Genomic DNA, 17,516 nt, shown 5'->3' on the forward strand with positions numbered 1-17,516 from the left:
CTTGGCGATCGACACCTTCGTCATGCGCATGGCGAAGAACCTAGCCTTCTTCGCCTCTCGTGCTGCTCGACCCACTGACATCTCCCCTGGTCAGGGAGCGTGTCGCATGGACCACCTGAGTCAGCCCGAATCGAACCTGTGTGACATTCGGCCCACCACCGCTGTCCCGGGGAATGTCGGAAATGTTCAATACGGCCGGCGGAGACGACGCGAGACTCGTCGCATGACGCATTCCGTGAATCCGATCCCCGCCGGCTACACCTCCCTCACGCCGTTCCTCGTCGTCGACGGCGCGGCCCGGGCCGTCGAGTTCTACCGCACGGTCTTCGGCGCCGAGGTCGTCGAACGAACCGACGGGCCCGACGGCACGATCGCGCACGCCGAACTGGACTTCGGGCACGGCCGGCTCCAGCTGAGCGACCCCGCGCCGGCCATGAGGCTGCGCGCGCCCGACGGGACGAACACCGTCGACCATTCCTACGTGCTGTACTGCACCGACGCCGACGCGACGTTCGCCCGCGCGGTCGAGCAGGGTGCGCAGGTCTTCGAGGAACCCTCGACGTTCGTCACCGGAGACCGGTTCGGGACGATCCTCGACCCGTTCGGGCACCGGTGGGCGATCATGACGCGCGTCGAGGACGTCGCGCCCGAAGAGGCACGACGTCGCATCGACGAGTGGCTCTCGAGTCAGTCGTCCTGAGCATCCCTGAAACGCCGAATGTCACATCGGATCGATACAAGCGATCCGATGTGACATTCGGTCGATCAGGCGTCAGGCGAGGCGCTGCTTCAGGGCCTCGAACTCGTCGCGGATGCCGGAGGGCACCTTCTCGCCGAGGAACTCGAACCACTCCTCGATGAGGGGCAGCTCTTCCTTCCACTCCGCCACGTCGACCTTCAGCGCCTCGTCGACGTCGTCGCGGTCGACGTCGAGGCCCTCGAGGTCGAGGTCCGCGGCGGTCGGCACGAAGCCGATCGGCGTGGTCTGGGCGCCGGCCCGGTGCTCGATGCGGTCGACGATCCACTTGAGCACACGGGAGTTCTCACCGAAGCCCGGCCACAGGAAGCGGCCGTCGTCGCCGCGACGGAACCAGTTGACGTAGAAGATCTTCGGCAGCTTGTCCGCATCCGCGGACTTGCCGATGTTGATCCAGTGGTTCAGGTAGTCGCCGGCGTTGTAACCGATGAACGGCAGCATCGCCATGGGGTCGCGACGGACGGTGCCGACCTTGCCCTCGGCGGCGGCGGTCTGCTCGGACGACAGCGTCGCGCCGAGGAAGGTGCCGTGCTGCCAGTCGAGGGACTCGCTCACCAGCGGCACAGTCGTCTTGCGACGACCGCCGAACAGGATCGCGGAGATCGGCACACCCTGCGGATCGTCCCACTCGGGGGCGAGGATCGGGCACTGCGACATCGGCGTGCAGTAGCGCGAGTTCGGGTGCGCGGCCGGGGTGCCGGACTCGGGAGTCCAGTCGTTGCCCTTCCAATCGATGAGGTGCTCGGGATTGCCTTCCAGGCCCTCCCACCACACGTCGCCGTCGTCGGTCTGCGCGACGTTGGTGTACAGCGTGTTGCCGGCCTCCATCGTCTTCATGGCGTTGGGGTTGGAGCCGTGGTTGGTGCCGGGGGCGACGCCGAAGAAGCCGTACTCCGGGTTCACCGCATACAGCCGGCCGTCCTCACCGAAACGCATCCAGGCGATGTCGTCGCCGAGGGTCTCGGCGCGCCAGCCCGGGATGGTCGGCTGGATCATCGCGAGGTTGGTCTTGCCGCAGGCACTCGGGAACGCGGCCGCCACGTAGTAGGCCTTGTCCTCCGGCGAGATCAGCTTGAGGATCAGCATGTGCTCGGCGAGCCAGCCCTCGTCGTGCGCCATGGCCGAAGCGATACGCAACGAGTAGCACTTCTTGCCGAGCAGGGCGTTGCCGCCGTAGCCGGAGCCGTAGCTCCAGATCTCCCGGTCCTCCGGGAAGTGGGTGATGTACTTGGTGTCGTTGCACGGCCACGGCACGTCCTTCTGGCCGGGCTCGAGCGGCGCACCCACCGAATGCAGGGCCTTGACGAACGGCTTGTCGGTGCCCAGCTTCTCCAGGGCCGCGGTACCCATGCGGGTCATGATGCGCATGGAGACGACGACGTACTCCGAGTCGGTGATCTCGACGCCGAGCTTCGGGTCGTCCGCGCCGAGCGGGCCCATGCAGAACGGCACCACGTAGAGGGTGCGCCCGCGCATGCTGCCGCGGTACAGCTCGGTCATGGTCGCCCGCATCTCGGCCGGATCCATCCAGTTGTTGGTCGGTCCGGCATCGACCTCGTTGCGCGAGCAGATGAAGGTGCGCGACTCGACGCGCGCGACGTCCGACGGGTCGGAGTTGCCCAGGAAGGAATTGGGCTTCTTCTCGTCGTTGAGGCGGGTGAAGGTCCCGGCCTCGACCAGCTGGGTGGTCAGCCGGTCCCATTCCGCGTCGGACCCGTCGGCCCAGACGACCCGGTCGGGCTGAGTGAGTTCGGCGACCTCCTGTACCCATGCGAGCAGCTCGGCGTGCTGGGTCGGGGGCTTGCCATCGGTGCCGTTCAGACCGGGAATGGTCACTGAGGTCATCAAACTCTCCTGGGGTGCGCCGGAACCGGATCCCTCCCCCGACCTGCGACGAACCGTCCCAGGGACCAGCGGCGGACCCGGACTCCCCCTCTCGGCAGGGGTACCACCCGCTTCCTCCGTGGCCGAACGGACGAGGCGGGCGCCGGATGTCCTATTCATAGAGGTTAACGCCGGACTTCGGGGTGATGGCAATCGGGGCCGGTCGGAAATGTCACAGAAACGATTCAGAGGGCGAACACAGTACCCGCCTCGCACGCCCGGGGCACGGGCGATTTGCCTCACTTTCCTCGATCGAGGTGACCTTCGTCAATCCGGGTCCAGTGCTCCGCACCGTCGACGTCGCGCCGGAACTGCCACACCCCGAATCGTCCGTCGTCGCCGAGTTCGGTGACCCGGTCGAACCACCCGTCAGCGTCGGTGTCCGATGCGACGACGAGTGCGTCCGCGGTGGCGAACGTGACGGTGTCGAGCAGCCCGTCGCCGTCGACGTCCACGGCCGGCGGCAGCGAGCCCGGTCCGGCCGGGTCGAGCAGCGCGGGGGCCAGCCCCGGGCCGAACGCGGGACGTCCCGGGACGGGCACGTCGGGCTCCCACACCTCGTCGTCGGTGCCGGCGAATCCGTCCACCATCGCGCGCTCCTCACTGCCGTGTCACACCATCGGACGCTGTCGTCCCGTTGGACGCGCCCGGCCGGCCGGCGGTTCCCGCCCGGGCGAGCACGGCGAAATCGCGCTCGCACGCCGCCAGCTGCCCGGCACGGTCCTCGGCGCGACGTCTCAGCTCGTCGTCGAGGGCGGCGATGCGGTCGCGCGCCGTGGCGAGCCGGGCGGTGCGCGCGACGGCGAGCGCGGACCCGAGCCGGGCCTCCGCGTCGACGATGCGCTCGAGCGCGACGGCCTCGAGCTCGGCGCGCACCTCGACGAGTTCCTCGAGCGCCCACCTGCGCATCCGGTCCCGTTCGGCGAGCCGTCGCCGCACCCGCACCAGCCACCACGCCGCCGCCGCGCCGAGCAGCAGGCTCAGCGGTACCGTCGCCAGCTCGAGCGTGGGCACCAGGGACAGCGGGGACACCGCGACGCGTCCCAGCCCCGCCCCGGCCGACGCGCCGATCAGCACGGTGAGGCGGTCCTCCACGGGACGTCGCGGGGATGGCGGCGCGGACCGCGGGGGCACGGTGGCCGGGCCGGCCGGCTCCGGGTCACCCGGTCCGATCCGGGCCAGCCGCTCGGTGACGACCGTGCCGACCCGGGCGTGCAGGTCGCGGACCACGTCGTCGAGCAGGTGCGGCACGTGCGCCGGGTCCACCGTCTCGATCGCGTCGCGAAATTCGGCGGACGCCGCGCGCACGGCCGCCGCGACGGCCTGCGCGGTGTCGATGCGGGCCCGTTGCAGCTCGGCGCGGAGCCCTCCGTCGTCGGCGGGAGTGGTGGCCCGCAGGCTCCACCGCGCCCGTTCGGCGCGCAGGGCCCCCGTGTCGTCGCCGGCGCGCAGGGCAGCGATCGCCTGCACCACGAGGTGGCGGGTCTCGGCGACGACGGCGCTGCGCAGGGCCCGGCCCGCATGCGGACCCGGGACCAGCGCCGCCGTGAGCGCCTCGTGCAGGTCGACGATCCCGGATTCGAGCCGCAGCACCGCTCCCGCGTCGCCGCCGACAGCACGGGCGCGGGCGGCGAGCGACGTCCCGACGGGCAGCAATGTCACCGGACCGAGCCAGGGTGCGTGCCGTTGCAGCAGCGCGACGTCCCGCTCGTGCACCACCCGCCAGTCCGGGTGCACGTCGGTTCCGGTGAGCGCGCACACCACGCGGCCGCTGCCGCGCCCGGCGGACTCGAGGACGGCGAGTTCGGTCCGGCCGAGGTGGGCCGACGCCTCGAACACCATCAGCACGACGGTCGCGGGACCGTCATGGACGTAGTCGACGGCCGGGCCGAGCGCGGTGAGCTCGTCGACGAGCGCCCCGCGGCCGCAGCCGTCGACCCCGGCCACCCGGATCCGCGGCGGGTCCGACGTGGCGTGCAGCCGCGCCCATCCCTCCGGGTTCCAGCGGCGCACGACGTCGCCGACGTCGGGCGGGATCACCGCGACGATCCGGTGAGGTCGTCGAGGGCGGCCTCGATGACGTCGCGGGCCCGCGGGCCGGCACCGATGCCCGCCAGGTCGCGGGCGAGCACGGCGTCGCGACGGCGGCGCGCGGAACCGAGTCGTTCGACGACCGCCGCCGGCCCGGAGCCGGGCGTGAGGACCGGCCGTCGCACGTGCGCGGCCGCGCGGGCGAACGCGGCCTCGGCATCCTCGAGTCTTTCGGTCCGATCGAGCACGACGACGAGGCGTTCGTCGTCGCGTGTGACGAGCGCCGCCGGATCGGCGGAGCGGACGAGTGCCGCCGGATCGGCGGAGCGGACGAGTGCCGCCAGATCGGCGGGGTGGACCCGCGCCGCGAGCACGAGGAGGACGACATCCGCGTCGAGGACCGGTTCGGGCCGGTCCGGCGAGTCGAGCTCCACGGTGTCGACCAGTGCCGACGCCGCGACCGCCGCCTCGACGGCTGCGCGGAGCGCGGGACGGACGGCGCCGCCGCGACCCGCGATCTGCACCCGCAGCGGGGCGTCGTGCCGGTCGAGGGCGCGCTGCACCTGTCGGCCGGCCCGGGCGTCGAACCGGCCGATGTCCTCGACGATCTGCCGCCGCCGCGCGTGCGCGGTCCCCGCATCCCCCACCATGACCACCCCCGTGTGTCGCCGCCGATTCTGGCAGAGGCTGCCGTCGACGGCAGCGGCCCGGGGGCACCCTGAGAAAACCCGGCACCCTGAGAAAACACTGTGGTCACTTCAGTCCCTCCTGCCACACACCCTCCCGATACGCGACAATGGTCGGGTGAACGACGCCGATCTGGACACGACCGAGACGCTGGAGCAGCGCCCGACCCGAGGAAACCGTCTGTACCCGCGGATGACGAGTTTCCGCTCGCGGCGGGGCGCGCTGACGCTCCCGCAGCAGGAGTCGTGGGACCGCTGCTGGCCCGAGCTGGGCCGCGACGTCGGCGACGACCGGCTCGACGTCGACGCCTGGTTCGGCCGCTCGGCGCCGGTCGTCCTGGAGATCGGCTCCGGCACCGGAACGGCCGCGGTGACGATGGCCCGGACCGAACCGCACGTGAACCTCATCGCCGTCGAGGTCTACAAGCCCGGCATCGCGCAGACGCTGCAGCAGATCGAACGGACCTACGACACCGACACGCCGATCCGGAACCTGCGGATCCTGCGCGGCGACGCGGTCGAGGTACTCGAGCACATGGTGGCCCCCGAGTCGCTGACCGGGGTGCGGGTGTTCTTCCCGGACCCGTGGCCCAAGGCCCGCCACCACAAGCGCCGCCTGCTGCAGCCGCCGACGTTCGCCCTGATCGCGAGCCGGCTGCAGCCGGGCGGCGTGCTGCACGTCGCGACGGACCACGCCGAGTACGCCGAGGCCATCGCCGAGGCGGGCAACGCCGAGCCGTTGCTGACGACGCTCGACTGGGAGTCCCCCATCAGCCACGAGCGCCCCGTCACGAAGTTCGAGGACAAGGCGCAGCGGGTGGGCAGCAGCATCACGGAGCTGGTCTGGGGGAAGATCAGGGCATGAGCGTCCACGAAGAACTGTCCGACGTGTCCGCGGCCCCCACGACGGACGGCACCGAGCGGCACGAGCGGGTGCTGCTCGTGTGGGACGCGCCGAACCTGGACATGGGTCTCGGTGCCATCCTGGGCGGCCGGCCCACCGCCGCCTACCGGCCGCGGTTCGACGCGCTCGGACGGTGGCTGCTCGGCCGCACGTCCGAGCTCTCGCGCACCACGACGGCCACCCTCGACCCCGAGGCGACGGTGTTCACGAACATCGCGCCGGGCAGCGCCGACGTCGTGCGCCCGTGGGTCGAGGCGTTGCGCAACGTCGGCTTCGCGGTGTTCGCCAAGCCGAAGATCGACGAGGACAGCGACGTAGACTCCGACATGTTGCGGCACATCGCGCTGCGACGCAGTGAGGGTCTGGCGGGGGTGATGGTCGCCTCCGCCGACGGGCAGGCGTTCCGGGAACCGCTCGAGGAGATCGCCGCGACCGGCGTGGCGGTGCAGGTCCTCGGTTTCCGCGAGCACGCCAGCTGGGCGGTCACGTCCGAGGTGCTCGACTTCGTCGACCTCGAGGACATCCCGGGGGTGTTCCGTGAGCCGCTGCCACGCGTGAGCCTGGACTCGCTGCCCGACGAGGGCGCCTGGTTGCAGCCGTTCCGACCGCTGTCCGCCCTGCTCGTGGGCCGCAAGAGCGTGGCCGAATAGGAGAGTTTCGTGTTCGACCGCTGGGGAGAGCTCGTCCACCGTGCGCGCTTCACCGTCATCGCGGTGATGGTGGCCGGTCTGCTCGGGCTCGCCGGGTACGGCGCGAGCCTGAACGATCATCTCAGTCAGAGCGGCTGGGACGATCCCGGCTCGGAGTCCGTCGCTGCGGCGAAGCTGGCCGACGGCACCTTCGGCCGCGACACGAACGGCGACGTCCTGGCGTTGTACACGGCGCCGGAGGGCAGGACGGTCGACGATCCGGAGTTCGCGGCGAAGGTCAAGGACAGTCTCAACTCGCTGGTCGCGGACCATCCGGATCAGATCCTGAAGATCAACGGTGCGTACTGGCCGACGAACGGCGCCCCGGCGGTGCCGGCGCTGGCGGACCAGTCGCGGCAGCACGCCGTGGCGTCGGTCGCCATCGCGGGCGACAACGACACCGAGCTGACCAACAACTTCCGCGACGTGAAGGACGAGTTCCTCATCGACGGGGTCGACGTGCAGCTCGCCGGCCTGCAACCGATCTCCGGCGCCCTCAACGACACGATGGCGCAGGACATCAAGCGCATGGAGCTCCTCGCCATCCCGGCGGTCGGAATCCTGCTGTTCTTCGTCTTCGGCGGCGTGATCGCGGCCGCGATGCCGCTGATCACCGGCGGCCTGACGGTCGTCGCCGCGAACGGCATCGTGCGGCTCATCACGAACTTCACCGAGGTCAACTCGTTCGTCGCGCCCGTGGTCTCGCTGATCGGCCTGGGCCTGGCGATCGACTACGGCCTGTTCATGGTGTCCCGGTTCCGGGAGGAACTCGCCGAGGGCTACGCCGCGTCCGCCGCCGTGCGCCGCACGGTGATGACGGCCGGGCGCACCGTGGTGTTCTCCGCCACGATGGTCGTCACCAGCCTCGGCGGCCTGCTGCTGTTCCCGCAGGGCTTCCTCAAGTCCGTCGCGTACGGCGCGATCGCGACGGTGACGCTGGCGGCGATCACCTCGATCACGCTGCTGCCCGCCATGCTCGCCATCCTCGGCCGGAACATCGACAAGTGGGGCTGGTCCCGGTTCGGGCAGATCCAGTCCAACGAGCAGGTCGAGAACAGCATCTGGGGACGGATCACCCGGTGGGTGATGCGCAACCCGCTCAAGGTCACCATCCCCACGGTGATCGGCCTGCTGCTGCTCATCGTGCCGCTGACCGGCATCAAGTTCGGCGGCATCAACGAGACCTACCTGCCGCCCGACCATCCGACGCGGCTCGCCCAGGAACAGTTCGACGAACTGTTCCCCGGCCAGCGCGCGGAGCCGGTGCGCATCGTCGTCCGCGGCGCCGAGGGCGGCGACCTCAACGAGATCATCCAGACGGCCAGCGCGGCCCCCGGCCTGGTGGAGAAGTTCACCATCGAGGGTCCCGCCCGGGACGGCGTCCGCGTCGTCAAGGCCGGGCTCGAGGACCGCAACAACTCCGCCGAGACCATCGACTACCTGCATGCGGCGCAGTGGCCCGACGGCGTGGAGGTGCTCGTCGGCGGCACACCGGCGATCGAACAGGATTCGATCGCCGCGCTGATGAACACGCTGCCGCTGATGGTGACGGTGGTCGTCGTGCTCACGACCCTGCTGATGTTCCTGGCGTTCGGGTCGCTGGTGCTGCCGATCAAGGCGGCGCTGATGAGTGCGCTGGGCCTCGGCTCCACCCTCGGCATCCTGACGTGGATCTTCATCGACGGTCACGGGGCCGGGCCGCTGAACTTCACGCCCGGTCCCATCATGTCGCCGGTGCTCGTGCTGATCATCGCGATCATCTACGGCCTGTCCACCGACTACGAGGTCTTCCTGCTCTCCCGCATGGTCGAGGCCCGCTCGCAGGGGGCGAGCACCACCGAATCCATCCGGATCGGCACGGCGCACACCGGCCGCATCATCACGGCCGCGGCGCTGATCCTGATCGTCGTCACCGGCGCCTTCGGCTTCTCCGAACTGGTGATGATGAAGTACATCGCCTACGGCATGATCGCGGCCCTGATCATCGACGCCACGGTGATCCGCATGCTGCTCGTGCCGGCGACGATGAAACTGCTCGGCGACGACTGCTGGTGGGCACCGGCGTGGATGAAGCGGATCCAGGCCAGGATCGGGCTCGCGGAGCCGATCCTCGACAACGAGCTCATGCCGCAGGACGTGCCGGAGCTGATCACGGTCGGCATGTTCGGTCCGGCGACCGTCGCGGCCACCGGGTCGCACCGCCTGCCCACCGTCGCCGGCGTCGCCACGGACGATCCGATGACGCAGCCGCTGCCGAAGATCGCCGCACCCCGCTCAGCCGCCGAGCAGCGGCGCGTCCGCGACCTGCAGCCGCCACCGCGCCGGTCGGCCCCGCCACGCGCCCCGCGCCCGGCCGAGCCACCGGCACGGGCACCGGAGGACCGGGACCGGCCGCCCCGGCGTCGTCCGGCCGGGGCGACCCCGGCGGCTCCCGGGGCACGGCCGCAGCAGCCGGCGCCGGCGGCGCAGAATCCGTCGGGCCGGATCCCGGCGCCGAATCGGCCCGCTCCCCCGCAGGACCGTCCCCGCCCGCCGGCACCCGAGCCGCAGCAACCGCGCACCGAGCGGCCACCGGCCCCGCAACCGCAGGCGCAGGGTCCCCTGCCCCAGCGCCCCCGCCCGCAGCAGGCACCGTCCCAGCAGACACCGTCGCAGCAGACACCGTCCCAGCCCCCGCGAGAAGTGCCGGGCCAGGTCCCGCCCGTGCAGGACCAGCGGTCCTCCCCGCCCGCCACACCGCCGCTGCCCCGCCGGCAGCGCGGCGATGTGCCGCCCCCGGTGACCCAGACGTACGTGCGGCCGCAGGTTCAGCCGCAGCCGCGCTCGTCCGGCGCGCCCACCCGGGACCCGCAGGCAATCGAGAACTGGCTCTCGCAGCTGCGACGGGCCAACCCGCGGACGGCGGATCAGCCGGTCGCGGGCGAGCGGCCGTCGACGACGCCTCCGGCGGAGGACAGCGCCCCCGCCGGCAGGGCCGACGACGCCCCGGCGAACCGGTCGGAGACCGACGCGCAGGATTCGCAGCGCGGCCGGCACGGCGGTGCCGAGAACAGCCAGTCGATCAGCGTGAGTGAACTCATCGCGCGGCAGCGCCGCCGCTGACCGAGCGGGTCAGTCCTCGCCGGGTCCCGGCTCCGCCGAGCCAGATCCGGTCTCCCGGCCGGAGCCGGTCTCCGGGGCGGCGGAGCGTCCGGCGAACGCCTTGGCGTACCGGGTACCGGCGGCGAGCAGCAGCAGGCCCACCACGATGAAGGCGACGACCCGCCACACTCCCTCGAGGGCAGCGAGGTCGAACAGGAAGAGCTTCGCCAGCGCGGCGCCGGTCAGCGACAGCCCCGCGGCCAGCGCGGCGTGCGCGTACTCGGTGCGGGCGAGGCCGAGCGCCAGCATCGCGGTCGCCGCGATCATCCAGCAGATGGTCGCCGCGGTGTGCCCGGCGACGAATCCGGCGTCCGCACCGCCCAGGAGGACGCCCGCGGTCACCAATGCCGTGGTCACCGCATACAGCACCACGAGTGCCGCACCGCTCCACATCCACGGGACGCCGCGTTCGCGGACGAGCCGCAGTCGCGTCGCCGTCCACGCGAGCAGCAGCGTCACCGCGGCGAGCAGGACGGCCGTGACGAGCGTGGCCGCGTCGAGGCGGTCCACGGCCAGCTCCCGGTCGGTGAGGTTCTCGAGTTCGGCGCCGTCGTAGAACATCGCTCCTCCGAGCACCCAGAAGCCGAGGCCGGCGACGTACAGCAGGCGCGACCGCATCGACGCGGCCGCACCGGCATACCCGGCGGCGACCGCGAGCAGCACCGTGGCAGCCGCGTCGGGGCTCGCGCCCGCGAGGCACGCGTGCAGCAGCGCCAACGCCGCCACCGCGACGGACGCCACCCGCAGCGGACGCGACCGGGGCCCGACGAGGGCGAACAGCACGAGGTACCCGGCGGCGGCCGTGCCCTCGAGCGCGACGGCGGGCCACCGGTCCAGCCGCAACCCGACGGCGAGCAGCGGCAGCGCCGCCACCGCCAGGCACACCGCGGCGACGACGTCGCCCGGCTCCCGGCGCAGCAGCAGCACCGCGGTGCCGGCGACGAATGCGGCGACCGCCACCGAGAAGCCGACCAGCCAGGCGAGCTCGCCCCGCTCGGCAAGCTCGGCCCCGGCGATCGACACCAGCAGGACCGCGGCGATCGGCACGACCCGCGCGAGATGCAGCAGGGCCCAATTGCGGTGCCACTGGGCCGGAAAGCTCGCGACGAGCAGCACCAGCAGGAAGCCGAGCAGCAGCAACGGATCACCGTCCGACAGGGTGGGCGCGAGCAGCGCGGCCCCGAGCACGAGCAGCACGGCCAGAATCCGGTCCGACCAGCGCACCGCGAGCGCGACCCCGGCGCCGGCGACGACGAGCGCGGCGGCCAGACCGACGACCGCCGGCACCCACCGGTAGTAGGCGGTCGCGGCGAAGACCACCAGGTAGCCGCCCGCGAAACCGGTCGCGGCCAGGGCGGCACCGCCGACGCGTCCGCCGTCGCGGCGGTGCACCCGGATCCCGGCGGCCACCAGCGCGGCCGACAGCACCGCACCGGAGACGACGCGGGGCACGGGACCGAAGACACCGGCCTGCGCGGCGAGCACGAGCAGCATCACCACGCCGATGAGGGTGACCGCCACCCCGGCGACGGCGAGCAGGCGGCTGATCACGCCGTCGCGCTGCCACCACGGTTCCCGCGCCGGCGGCCGCGGCGGGGCCACGGACGGGACCGGCCGCGGTGGTGGCGCCGGGGCCCGCGACATGGGTGGCACGGGCGCCGGGGCCGGCGCGACGGCGAGGCGGTCGAGCTGGGCCCGCAGATGTGCGACGTGCGCGCCGACGGCGTACAGGTGCTGTTCGAGCGCGTAGCACTCGCCGGACAGCTGGGCGACGAGCCGCGGATCGAGGCCGGGCGGGGTCGGCGTACTCATCCCTACATGGTCCGCGGAGCGGCGCCCGCGGGCATGAGTATCACTACCGGACATGCGGGCTTGTGCACCGCCCTCATCGTGGTGTTGGTGCGGACCCCCGTCGCGGTTCAGCCCACGATGCGCGCGGCGCGCGCCGCGCGCAGCCAGTCGGGAAACTCACCCAGCAGGCGCCGATAGAGTTCGGCATCGCTGACCTGGGAGATGTCGTCGACGCTGAAGAACCCGGCGTTGTCGACCACCCGCCCTCTCATGGTGTCGAGTTTTTCGAGCACGCCGTAGTTCGCCTTGCCGAGGCCGACGAACTGCCAGAAGGCGGGCAGACCGGATGCCTTCTTCATCAACGCGGTGATCGGGCCCTTCTTGTGGAAGCCGCCGTCGGTGAAGAACAGCACCAGCGTCGGCATCGACGCCCCCGCGGTGAGGGTGGAGATGATCGCCCCCATCACCGGCAGCTCGTCGTTGTAGCCACCGATCTGTTCGTAGTCGATGCCCCCGTGCACCCCACCGAGATGCAGATACGTCGCACACCAGGACTCGACATCGTGGACGGCGATGTCCGGCAGCCGGGCGAACGAGACCGCATACAGGTACGGCTCGAGGGTGCCGTCGTCGTCGACCTGCACCGCGATCGGCACCATCCTCTCGACGACCTGATGGATGCGTGCGCTGGTGTACTCGCGGTGCATGCTGCCGGTCTTGTCGATCACCAGGACGACCCGGGCCCGCACCCCGGCCGCGCCCTTGTCCAGCAGCACCTTGGCGACTTCCCGCTTGCGCAGGTCCAGCCTCTGCCGCTTCTCCAACGAGAGTTTCGCGTCGCCGGCGACGGTGCGGACACCAGCGCTGTCCACGACCGCAGCCGGCGGGGCCACCGCGGCAGGTTCGGCAGTGGCGGGTTGATCGTCGACCTGCACCCCATGGTGGACCACCAGCGCCGAGAGGCCCGTGTCCCACCCGGCGGAGACGTTGCGAAGCTTCCACGCGCCGTTGCGGCGATAGATCTCGAGCAGGACCGCCGCCCGCTCGGTGCTCAACCCCAACGCGGGCGCCGTCGTCTCGCCCGCCGGGTGGGCAACCTGCACGCCCAGACCGGGGACGGCGGACAAGCTGCCCGGCACACTGTCGTCGAGGGCGACCGCGACCGACAGCCGCTCGATCCCCGCGGGTATCGCGGCCAGATCGACACCGATCCGGTCGGCCGCGACCAACCGGACCGCGCCCTCCGGGGAGGCCGGCTGGTTGAAGAACACGAAATCGGCGTCGCTACGGACACGCTGGTCGGCGCCGAGTTGGAACACCATCAGATCGACCGTGCCCTGCCGGGCACCGGCCACCGCGACCGTCACCGGCCCCGAGGGGATGGTGGTGTTCTCGCCACGCGCAAGCTCTGCCATAAGCGTTCCGGCCCGGGGCGGGCCGCTTCCTTTCGTCGCACCAACACGCATGGGGACCGACACGGTGCGCCTCCACCGGCCGACAGGCCCGACGCTCCTCGGGGACCGCCGGCCGGCTAGCCCAGCAGCTTGCGCAGGGTCGTGCCCAGCGGGTGCTTGACGTTGACGGAACCGAGGCGGACGGTGCCGCCGACGATCAGATGCAGCGGGCCGAACGGGGGCCCGTTGCGCACCTTCGACTCGGCGCTCGCGGCGACGGTGTCGAGGCCGTTGATGTCGGCCGTGGCTTCGGCGGGAACGATCAGGGTGATGGAGCTGAGGTAGTCCTCGACCTGGATCCGCACCACCTGGGTGCGCATGACGGCCTCGGTGAAGTCGAGGGTTACCGAGGACATCAGGGTGTCGAGCCGCAGCACCGGTGGCACTTCCCACCGCCCCTTGCGGCTGAGGTTGGACAACCGGCCGCGGATGGTGGGTGTCTGCAGATGCGAGGGCGGGGCGGGGGGCACCGGCCCGGCCATCGGCGGCGCCGGGGCGGGGGTGGGCTGCATCGGATGTGGCAGGTACTCGGGCCGCACCTGCATTCCGGGCAGGTCGACGAGCACGGCGTTCAGTTCTCCGCGGGTTCTGGCGGCCAGCGCCGTGTCCATCCGCTCGGTGAACTCCCCCAGCGACAGCATCCCCTGCCCGACCGCGCGCTGCAGCAGCGTCCCGACGTGTTCGCGCTCGGCGTCCGAGACACGCAGATCCCTCGACTCCATGATCATCAGGGTAGGCGCTGGCGCGCCGGGATCATCAGGGTAGGCGCTGGCGCGCCGGCCCGACGGTCGTGGAGCCGAGGGACGGACGGATGCGGTCGGCTCAGATCGCCGTTGCCGCCCATCGCGCGGCGGGCGCGAAGACGCCGCTGGGATCGTATGCCGCGCGGATCTCGGCGAGCCGGGTCCGCTGGGCGGGGGTCCACGCGTTCGCCACCCGGGCGGCCGGGGGCCCGTCCACGCCGCCCGCGAAGTTCATCAGCGCACCGCCGGTGGCCCACGGCGCCATCGCCCCGACGACGGTCTCGAGCGCTCCGGGCACCGCGTCGGCGAGGGGCGGCACCAGCACCCCGACGGTGAACAGGGTGAACGCGGCGTCGCGGCCCGCGACGGCGTTGGGGGTCTCGGGCGGCACACCGAGCGCGCCGCCCATGGCCCGGACCTCGGCGAGCGCGATCGGCAGCGCGCCGGCGGGACCCGCGACGGCGAGCAGGGCGTCGAGGGCGGCGTCCGGCAGCTCCCGCAGCAGCGCCGAGCGCTCCATGCCTGGCATCGGGTCGGTGGGGTCGGCGTGGATCGAACCAAGGGCGGGGTAGACGATCTCGGTCACGGTGTCGAGGACCGGGGTGGCCACCGCGCGCAGCGGGGCGAGCAGGGCGCCGGCGTCCTCGGCGTCGTCGACGTGCGCGAACCGCACGTGCACGGCGGTGCGGCCGCGCAGCGGCTCGGGCAGTTCCGGGAGCGGCGGGAAGTTGACGATGGCCAGCGAGCTGGACACCGAGGTCGGCGCCGCGGAGATCCAGTCCCGCCAGCGGCGCAGCACGGCCGGGGCGTCGGCGATGTCGTAGAAGAGGCCGCCGCCGTCCAGGGTCTGGATGGGCAGGAGTTCGAACGTCATCTGGGTGACGATCCCGAATGCCGCGCCGCCGCCGAGCAGGGCCCAGAACAGGTCGGGTTCGTCGTCGGGGGTGACCCGCCGCAGCTGCCCGTCGGCGGTGACGACCTCCATCCGCAGGACCCGGTCGGCGGCGAACCCGTGGGTGCGGGCGATCGGGCCGAGCCCGCCGCCGAGCGTGTACCCGACCACCCCGACGCCCGGTGCCGAGCCGGCCAGCGGCGCCAGCCCGTGCGGGGCCGCGGCGTCGAGCACCTGCTGCCAGCGGACCCCGGCCTCGACGGTGGCGGTGCGCTCGGCGCGGTTGATGCTCACCCCGTCGAGGAGGGCGGTGTCGACCAGGATGCTGTTCTCCGGCGCGGGGGCGGCGCCGTGGCCGGTGGCCTGCACCGCGACGGTCAGCCCGTTCTCGGCCGCGATCCGGACCGCCGCGGCGACGTCGGCGGCACTCGAGGCGACCACGACGGCGGCGCTGCGGTGGACGGTGGCGAGGTTGAAGCCGGTGGCGGACAGCCGATAGCCCTCGTCCTCGGGGGCGTGTACGACACCGGCGACGGCGGTCCGAAGCAGGTCGACGACGGACGTGGGGGCCAGGGTCTGGGGCGTCGGGTGGGACATGGTGCTCCTCGGAAGGATCGGATCTCGGTCCCTTCCAGGACAACCGCCACCGCTTAGCTGCCGCTTAGCTCCGGCTGCGCACCGACGTGCCCCGTCCGGCACAGCCGGGCCAGCAGCGCGCTCACCTCGTCCCGGTCCAGGCCGGCGCCGAGGCTCGCGCACCGCTCGAACTCGGCGTCACCGAGCGCGTCGCGGACGACCGCCGCCTCGCGCGGCCCGTCGACCGGATCCATCACCTCGGGCAGGAAGCCGATGCGGCCGCCGAGCGCCCGGACCGCCCCGAGGAGCATCGCGCCGACGTCGGGAGTACCGAGCCGGGCCACCAGGGCCGCGGCGCTGTGGACGAGCACCAGCCACGACGTCACGTCCCGCTCGGCCTCGAGGACCGGCTGCATCACCCGGACCGCGTCGAGCGCCGCGTCCGTGTCCCCGACGTCCATCGCCGTGCGCATGAGTGTCCACGACGCCGAGCCGACCGCCCAGCCGTGGCCGCAACGTTCGGCTGTCGCGACCGCCTCGCGCAGCACCTGCTGCGCCCGTTGCGGATCGCCGAGGAAGCGCAGGATCATGCCCTCGATGAGCAGGGCGTCGGCGCGCTGCCACACGGCGCCTTCCCGGCGCAGGACGTCCGCACTCTCGTGCGCTGCGTGCAGGAACTCGTCGGACGGGCCCGTGATCGCGGAGCAGTACGCCCACCAGGACCGCATCCACGCCTCGGTGACGACGTCGCCGCCCCTCCCCGCGGCGTCGGCGGACCGTCCCAGCACGGCCGCCGCGCCGGCCGCGTCCCCGGCCAGGTAGGTGAGCCCGCCCAGGCCGGTCAGCGCCGACGACAGGGTTGCCGCTGCGACGGCGGTACCGGTCCGCTCGACCGCGTCCAGGGCTGCCGATATCAGCTCCAGACCTTCCCGGATGTGCCCCCGCCGATACCAGAACCAATAGAGGGCCCCGGCGAGTTCGAGCGCGTAGACGGGATCACCGGCGGCCAGCGCGGAGGCCGCAGCGGCACGGTGCTCGGCGATGTCCGCCGTCAGGGCGTCGAAGGTCTGCCGTGCCCGGGAGCCGCGCAGGTGCGGCACCGCCGCGAGGGCCCGCCGCAGCACGAACCGGCGGTGCACGTCGGCCATCCGGTCCCGTTCGGCCGCGTCCGCGCGGGCCAGGGCGAACTCGCGGATGGTCTGCAGCATCGAGTACCGCCGCGGCGACGACGACGGCTCCACCCGCAGCAGCGAGCGCCGCACGAGGGCCGTCAGCGGCGGCAGGACGCTCAGCGGCGGCGTGCTGCCGTGCACGGCGGCGGCACCCTCGATGTCGAAGCTGCCCGCGAACACCGCGACCTCGCGCAGCAGCCGCGCCTGCTCGTCGTCGAGGAGCCGGTAGCTCCACTCGATCGCGTCGGCCAGCCCCCGCTGCCGCGGCGGAGCGGTGCGGGAGCCGCCCTGCAGCAGCGCGAACCGGTCGCTCAGCCCCTCGGCGATCTGCTGCTCGGACAGCACCCGCAGCTGCGCCGCCGCGAGCTCGATCCCGAGCGGGATCCCGTCGAGCTCGGTGCAGATGCGACGCACCGGTTCGGTCACCTCGTCGTGGATCGTCCAGCCCGGCACCACCCCGGCGGCCCGGACGCCGAACAACTCGACGGCGGCGCACTCGTCCAACGGCGGCACCTCGTAGACCCACTCCCCGTCGAGGCCGAGCGGCTCCCGGCTCGTCGCCAGGATCCGCACGCCGGGGCAGCGCTCGAGCAGCGCCGTCACCAGCTCCGCCGAACCGTCGAGCAGATGCTCACAGTTGTCCAGCACGAGGACGCACTCACGTGGGGCGAGCACCGTCGCCAGGTGGTCGACGGTCCCGGGGCCCAGGATCTGCAGGGCCGACGCCACCGTCGCGGCCACCAGCGCATCGGCCCGCACGGCCGCCAGGTCCACGAACCACGGCCCGTCGGCGGGA

General features: G+C 72.4%; 13 protein-coding genes. 4 read left to right on the forward strand and 9 right to left on the reverse strand.

The annotated features are described in order from the left end of the window. Positions 1-223 precede the first annotated feature (223 nt). Positions 224-700, forward strand: coding sequence for a VOC family protein (locus AIIKEEIJ_RS03115; RefSeq protein WP_161994913.1), 477 nt, complete (start codon positions 224-226; stop codon positions 698-700). A gap of 72 nt (positions 701-772) precedes the next feature. Here AIIKEEIJ_RS03115 and AIIKEEIJ_RS03120 read toward each other — a convergent pair whose 3' ends face one another. The 4 genes from AIIKEEIJ_RS03120 to AIIKEEIJ_RS03135 form a co-directional block, all read right to left on the reverse strand. Continuing rightward, complete coding sequence (locus AIIKEEIJ_RS03120) at positions 773-2,602, reverse strand: phosphoenolpyruvate carboxykinase (GTP) (protein ID WP_029546116.1); 1,830 nt, start codon at positions 2,600-2,602, stop codon at positions 773-775. 278 nt (positions 2,603-2,880) lie between these two features. Beyond that, complete coding sequence (locus AIIKEEIJ_RS03125) at positions 2,881-3,231, reverse strand: DUF6802 family protein (RefSeq protein WP_161994914.1); 351 nt, start codon at positions 3,229-3,231, stop codon at positions 2,881-2,883. A 10-nt stretch (positions 3,232-3,241) separates the two neighbouring features. Then, positions 3,242-4,681 (reverse strand): hypothetical protein, encoded by a 1,440-nt coding sequence (locus AIIKEEIJ_RS03130; protein WP_102799652.1) that lies wholly within the window; start codon positions 4,679-4,681, stop codon positions 3,242-3,244. After that, a complete protein-coding gene (locus AIIKEEIJ_RS03135) occupies positions 4,678-5,322 on the reverse strand; it encodes a hypothetical protein (RefSeq protein ID WP_161994915.1) in 645 nt (214 codons plus the stop codon). The genes AIIKEEIJ_RS03130 and AIIKEEIJ_RS03135 overlap by 4 nt, the downstream gene beginning before the upstream one ends. 154 nt (positions 5,323-5,476) lie before the next feature. Between AIIKEEIJ_RS03135 and trmB the strand changes: the two genes are divergently transcribed. From trmB to AIIKEEIJ_RS03150, 3 genes are read left to right on the forward strand one after another with little or no spacing between them, the layout of a single operon-like run. Beyond that, positions 5,477-6,223: a tRNA (guanosine(46)-N7)-methyltransferase TrmB gene (gene trmB, locus AIIKEEIJ_RS03140; RefSeq protein WP_161994916.1), complete on the forward strand. Its 747-nt coding sequence runs from the start codon at positions 5,477-5,479 to the stop codon at positions 6,221-6,223. Then, positions 6,220-6,912 (forward strand): NYN domain-containing protein, encoded by a 693-nt coding sequence (locus AIIKEEIJ_RS03145; RefSeq protein ID WP_006940232.1) that lies wholly within the window; start codon positions 6,220-6,222, stop codon positions 6,910-6,912. The genes trmB and AIIKEEIJ_RS03145 overlap by 4 nt, the downstream gene beginning before the upstream one ends. Positions 6,913-6,921: 9 nt before the next feature. Next, the gene (locus AIIKEEIJ_RS03150; RefSeq protein ID WP_161994917.1) at positions 6,922-10,053 is read left to right on the forward strand and encodes an MMPL family transporter; all 3,132 of its coding nucleotides are present in this window, start codon (positions 6,922-6,924) and stop codon (positions 10,051-10,053) included. Between the two features lie 9 nt (positions 10,054-10,062). Here AIIKEEIJ_RS03150 and AIIKEEIJ_RS03155 read toward each other — a convergent pair whose 3' ends face one another. The 5 genes from AIIKEEIJ_RS03155 to AIIKEEIJ_RS03175 form a co-directional block, all read right to left on the reverse strand. Then, a complete protein-coding gene (locus AIIKEEIJ_RS03155; RefSeq protein ID WP_065922074.1) occupies positions 10,063-11,904 on the reverse strand; it encodes a DUF2339 domain-containing protein in 1,842 nt (613 codons plus the stop codon). Between the two features lie 107 nt (positions 11,905-12,011). Continuing rightward, positions 12,012-13,298 (reverse strand): VWA domain-containing protein, encoded by a 1,287-nt coding sequence (locus AIIKEEIJ_RS03160; protein ID WP_161994918.1) that lies wholly within the window; start codon positions 13,296-13,298, stop codon positions 12,012-12,014. A 116-nt stretch (positions 13,299-13,414) separates the two neighbouring features. Continuing rightward, positions 13,415-14,059 (reverse strand): DUF1707 SHOCT-like domain-containing protein, encoded by a 645-nt coding sequence (locus AIIKEEIJ_RS03165; protein ID WP_043802811.1) that lies wholly within the window; start codon positions 14,057-14,059, stop codon positions 13,415-13,417. A gap of 100 nt (positions 14,060-14,159) precedes the next feature. Continuing rightward, positions 14,160-15,569 (reverse strand): FAD-binding protein, encoded by a 1,410-nt coding sequence (locus AIIKEEIJ_RS03170; RefSeq protein WP_161994919.1) that lies wholly within the window; start codon positions 15,567-15,569, stop codon positions 14,160-14,162. A 53-nt stretch (positions 15,570-15,622) separates the two neighbouring features. Then, the coding region (locus tag AIIKEEIJ_RS03175) for an AfsR/SARP family transcriptional regulator (protein WP_161994920.1) at positions 15,623-17,516 on the reverse strand (1,894 nt) is incomplete at its 5' end.

The organism is Rhodococcus sp. YH1 (genome assembly GCF_009939605.1).
Classification (GTDB): Bacteria; Actinomycetota; Actinomycetes; order Mycobacteriales; family Mycobacteriaceae; genus Rhodococcus; species Rhodococcus aetherivorans.

Coding starts and splice junctions, on each gene's coding strand:
- AIIKEEIJ_RS03115 (WP_161994913.1), top strand. CDS start 224: ATGACGCATTCCGTGAATCCGATCCCCGCCGGCTACACCTCCCTCACG.
- AIIKEEIJ_RS03155 (WP_065922074.1), bottom strand. CDS start 11,904: ATGAGTACGCCGACCCCGCCCGGCCTCGATCCGCGGCTCGTCGCCCAG.
- AIIKEEIJ_RS03135 (WP_161994915.1), bottom strand. CDS start 5,322: ATGGTGGGGGATGCGGGGACCGCGCACGCGCGGCGGCGGCAGATCGTC.
- AIIKEEIJ_RS03165 (WP_043802811.1), bottom strand. CDS start 14,059: ATGGAGTCGAGGGATCTGCGTGTCTCGGACGCCGAGCGCGAACACGTC.
- AIIKEEIJ_RS03125 (WP_161994914.1), bottom strand. CDS start 3,231: ATGGTGGACGGATTCGCCGGCACCGACGACGAGGTGTGGGAGCCCGAC.
- AIIKEEIJ_RS03160 (WP_161994918.1), bottom strand. CDS start 13,298: ATGGCAGAGCTTGCGCGTGGCGAGAACACCACCATCCCCTCGGGGCCG.
- AIIKEEIJ_RS03120 (WP_029546116.1), bottom strand. CDS start 2,602: ATGACCTCAGTGACCATTCCCGGTCTGAACGGCACCGATGGCAAGCCC.
- AIIKEEIJ_RS03170 (WP_161994919.1), bottom strand. CDS start 15,569: ATGTCCCACCCGACGCCCCAGACCCTGGCCCCCACGTCCGTCGTCGAC.
- AIIKEEIJ_RS03145 (WP_006940232.1), top strand. CDS start 6,220: ATGAGCGTCCACGAAGAACTGTCCGACGTGTCCGCGGCCCCCACGACG.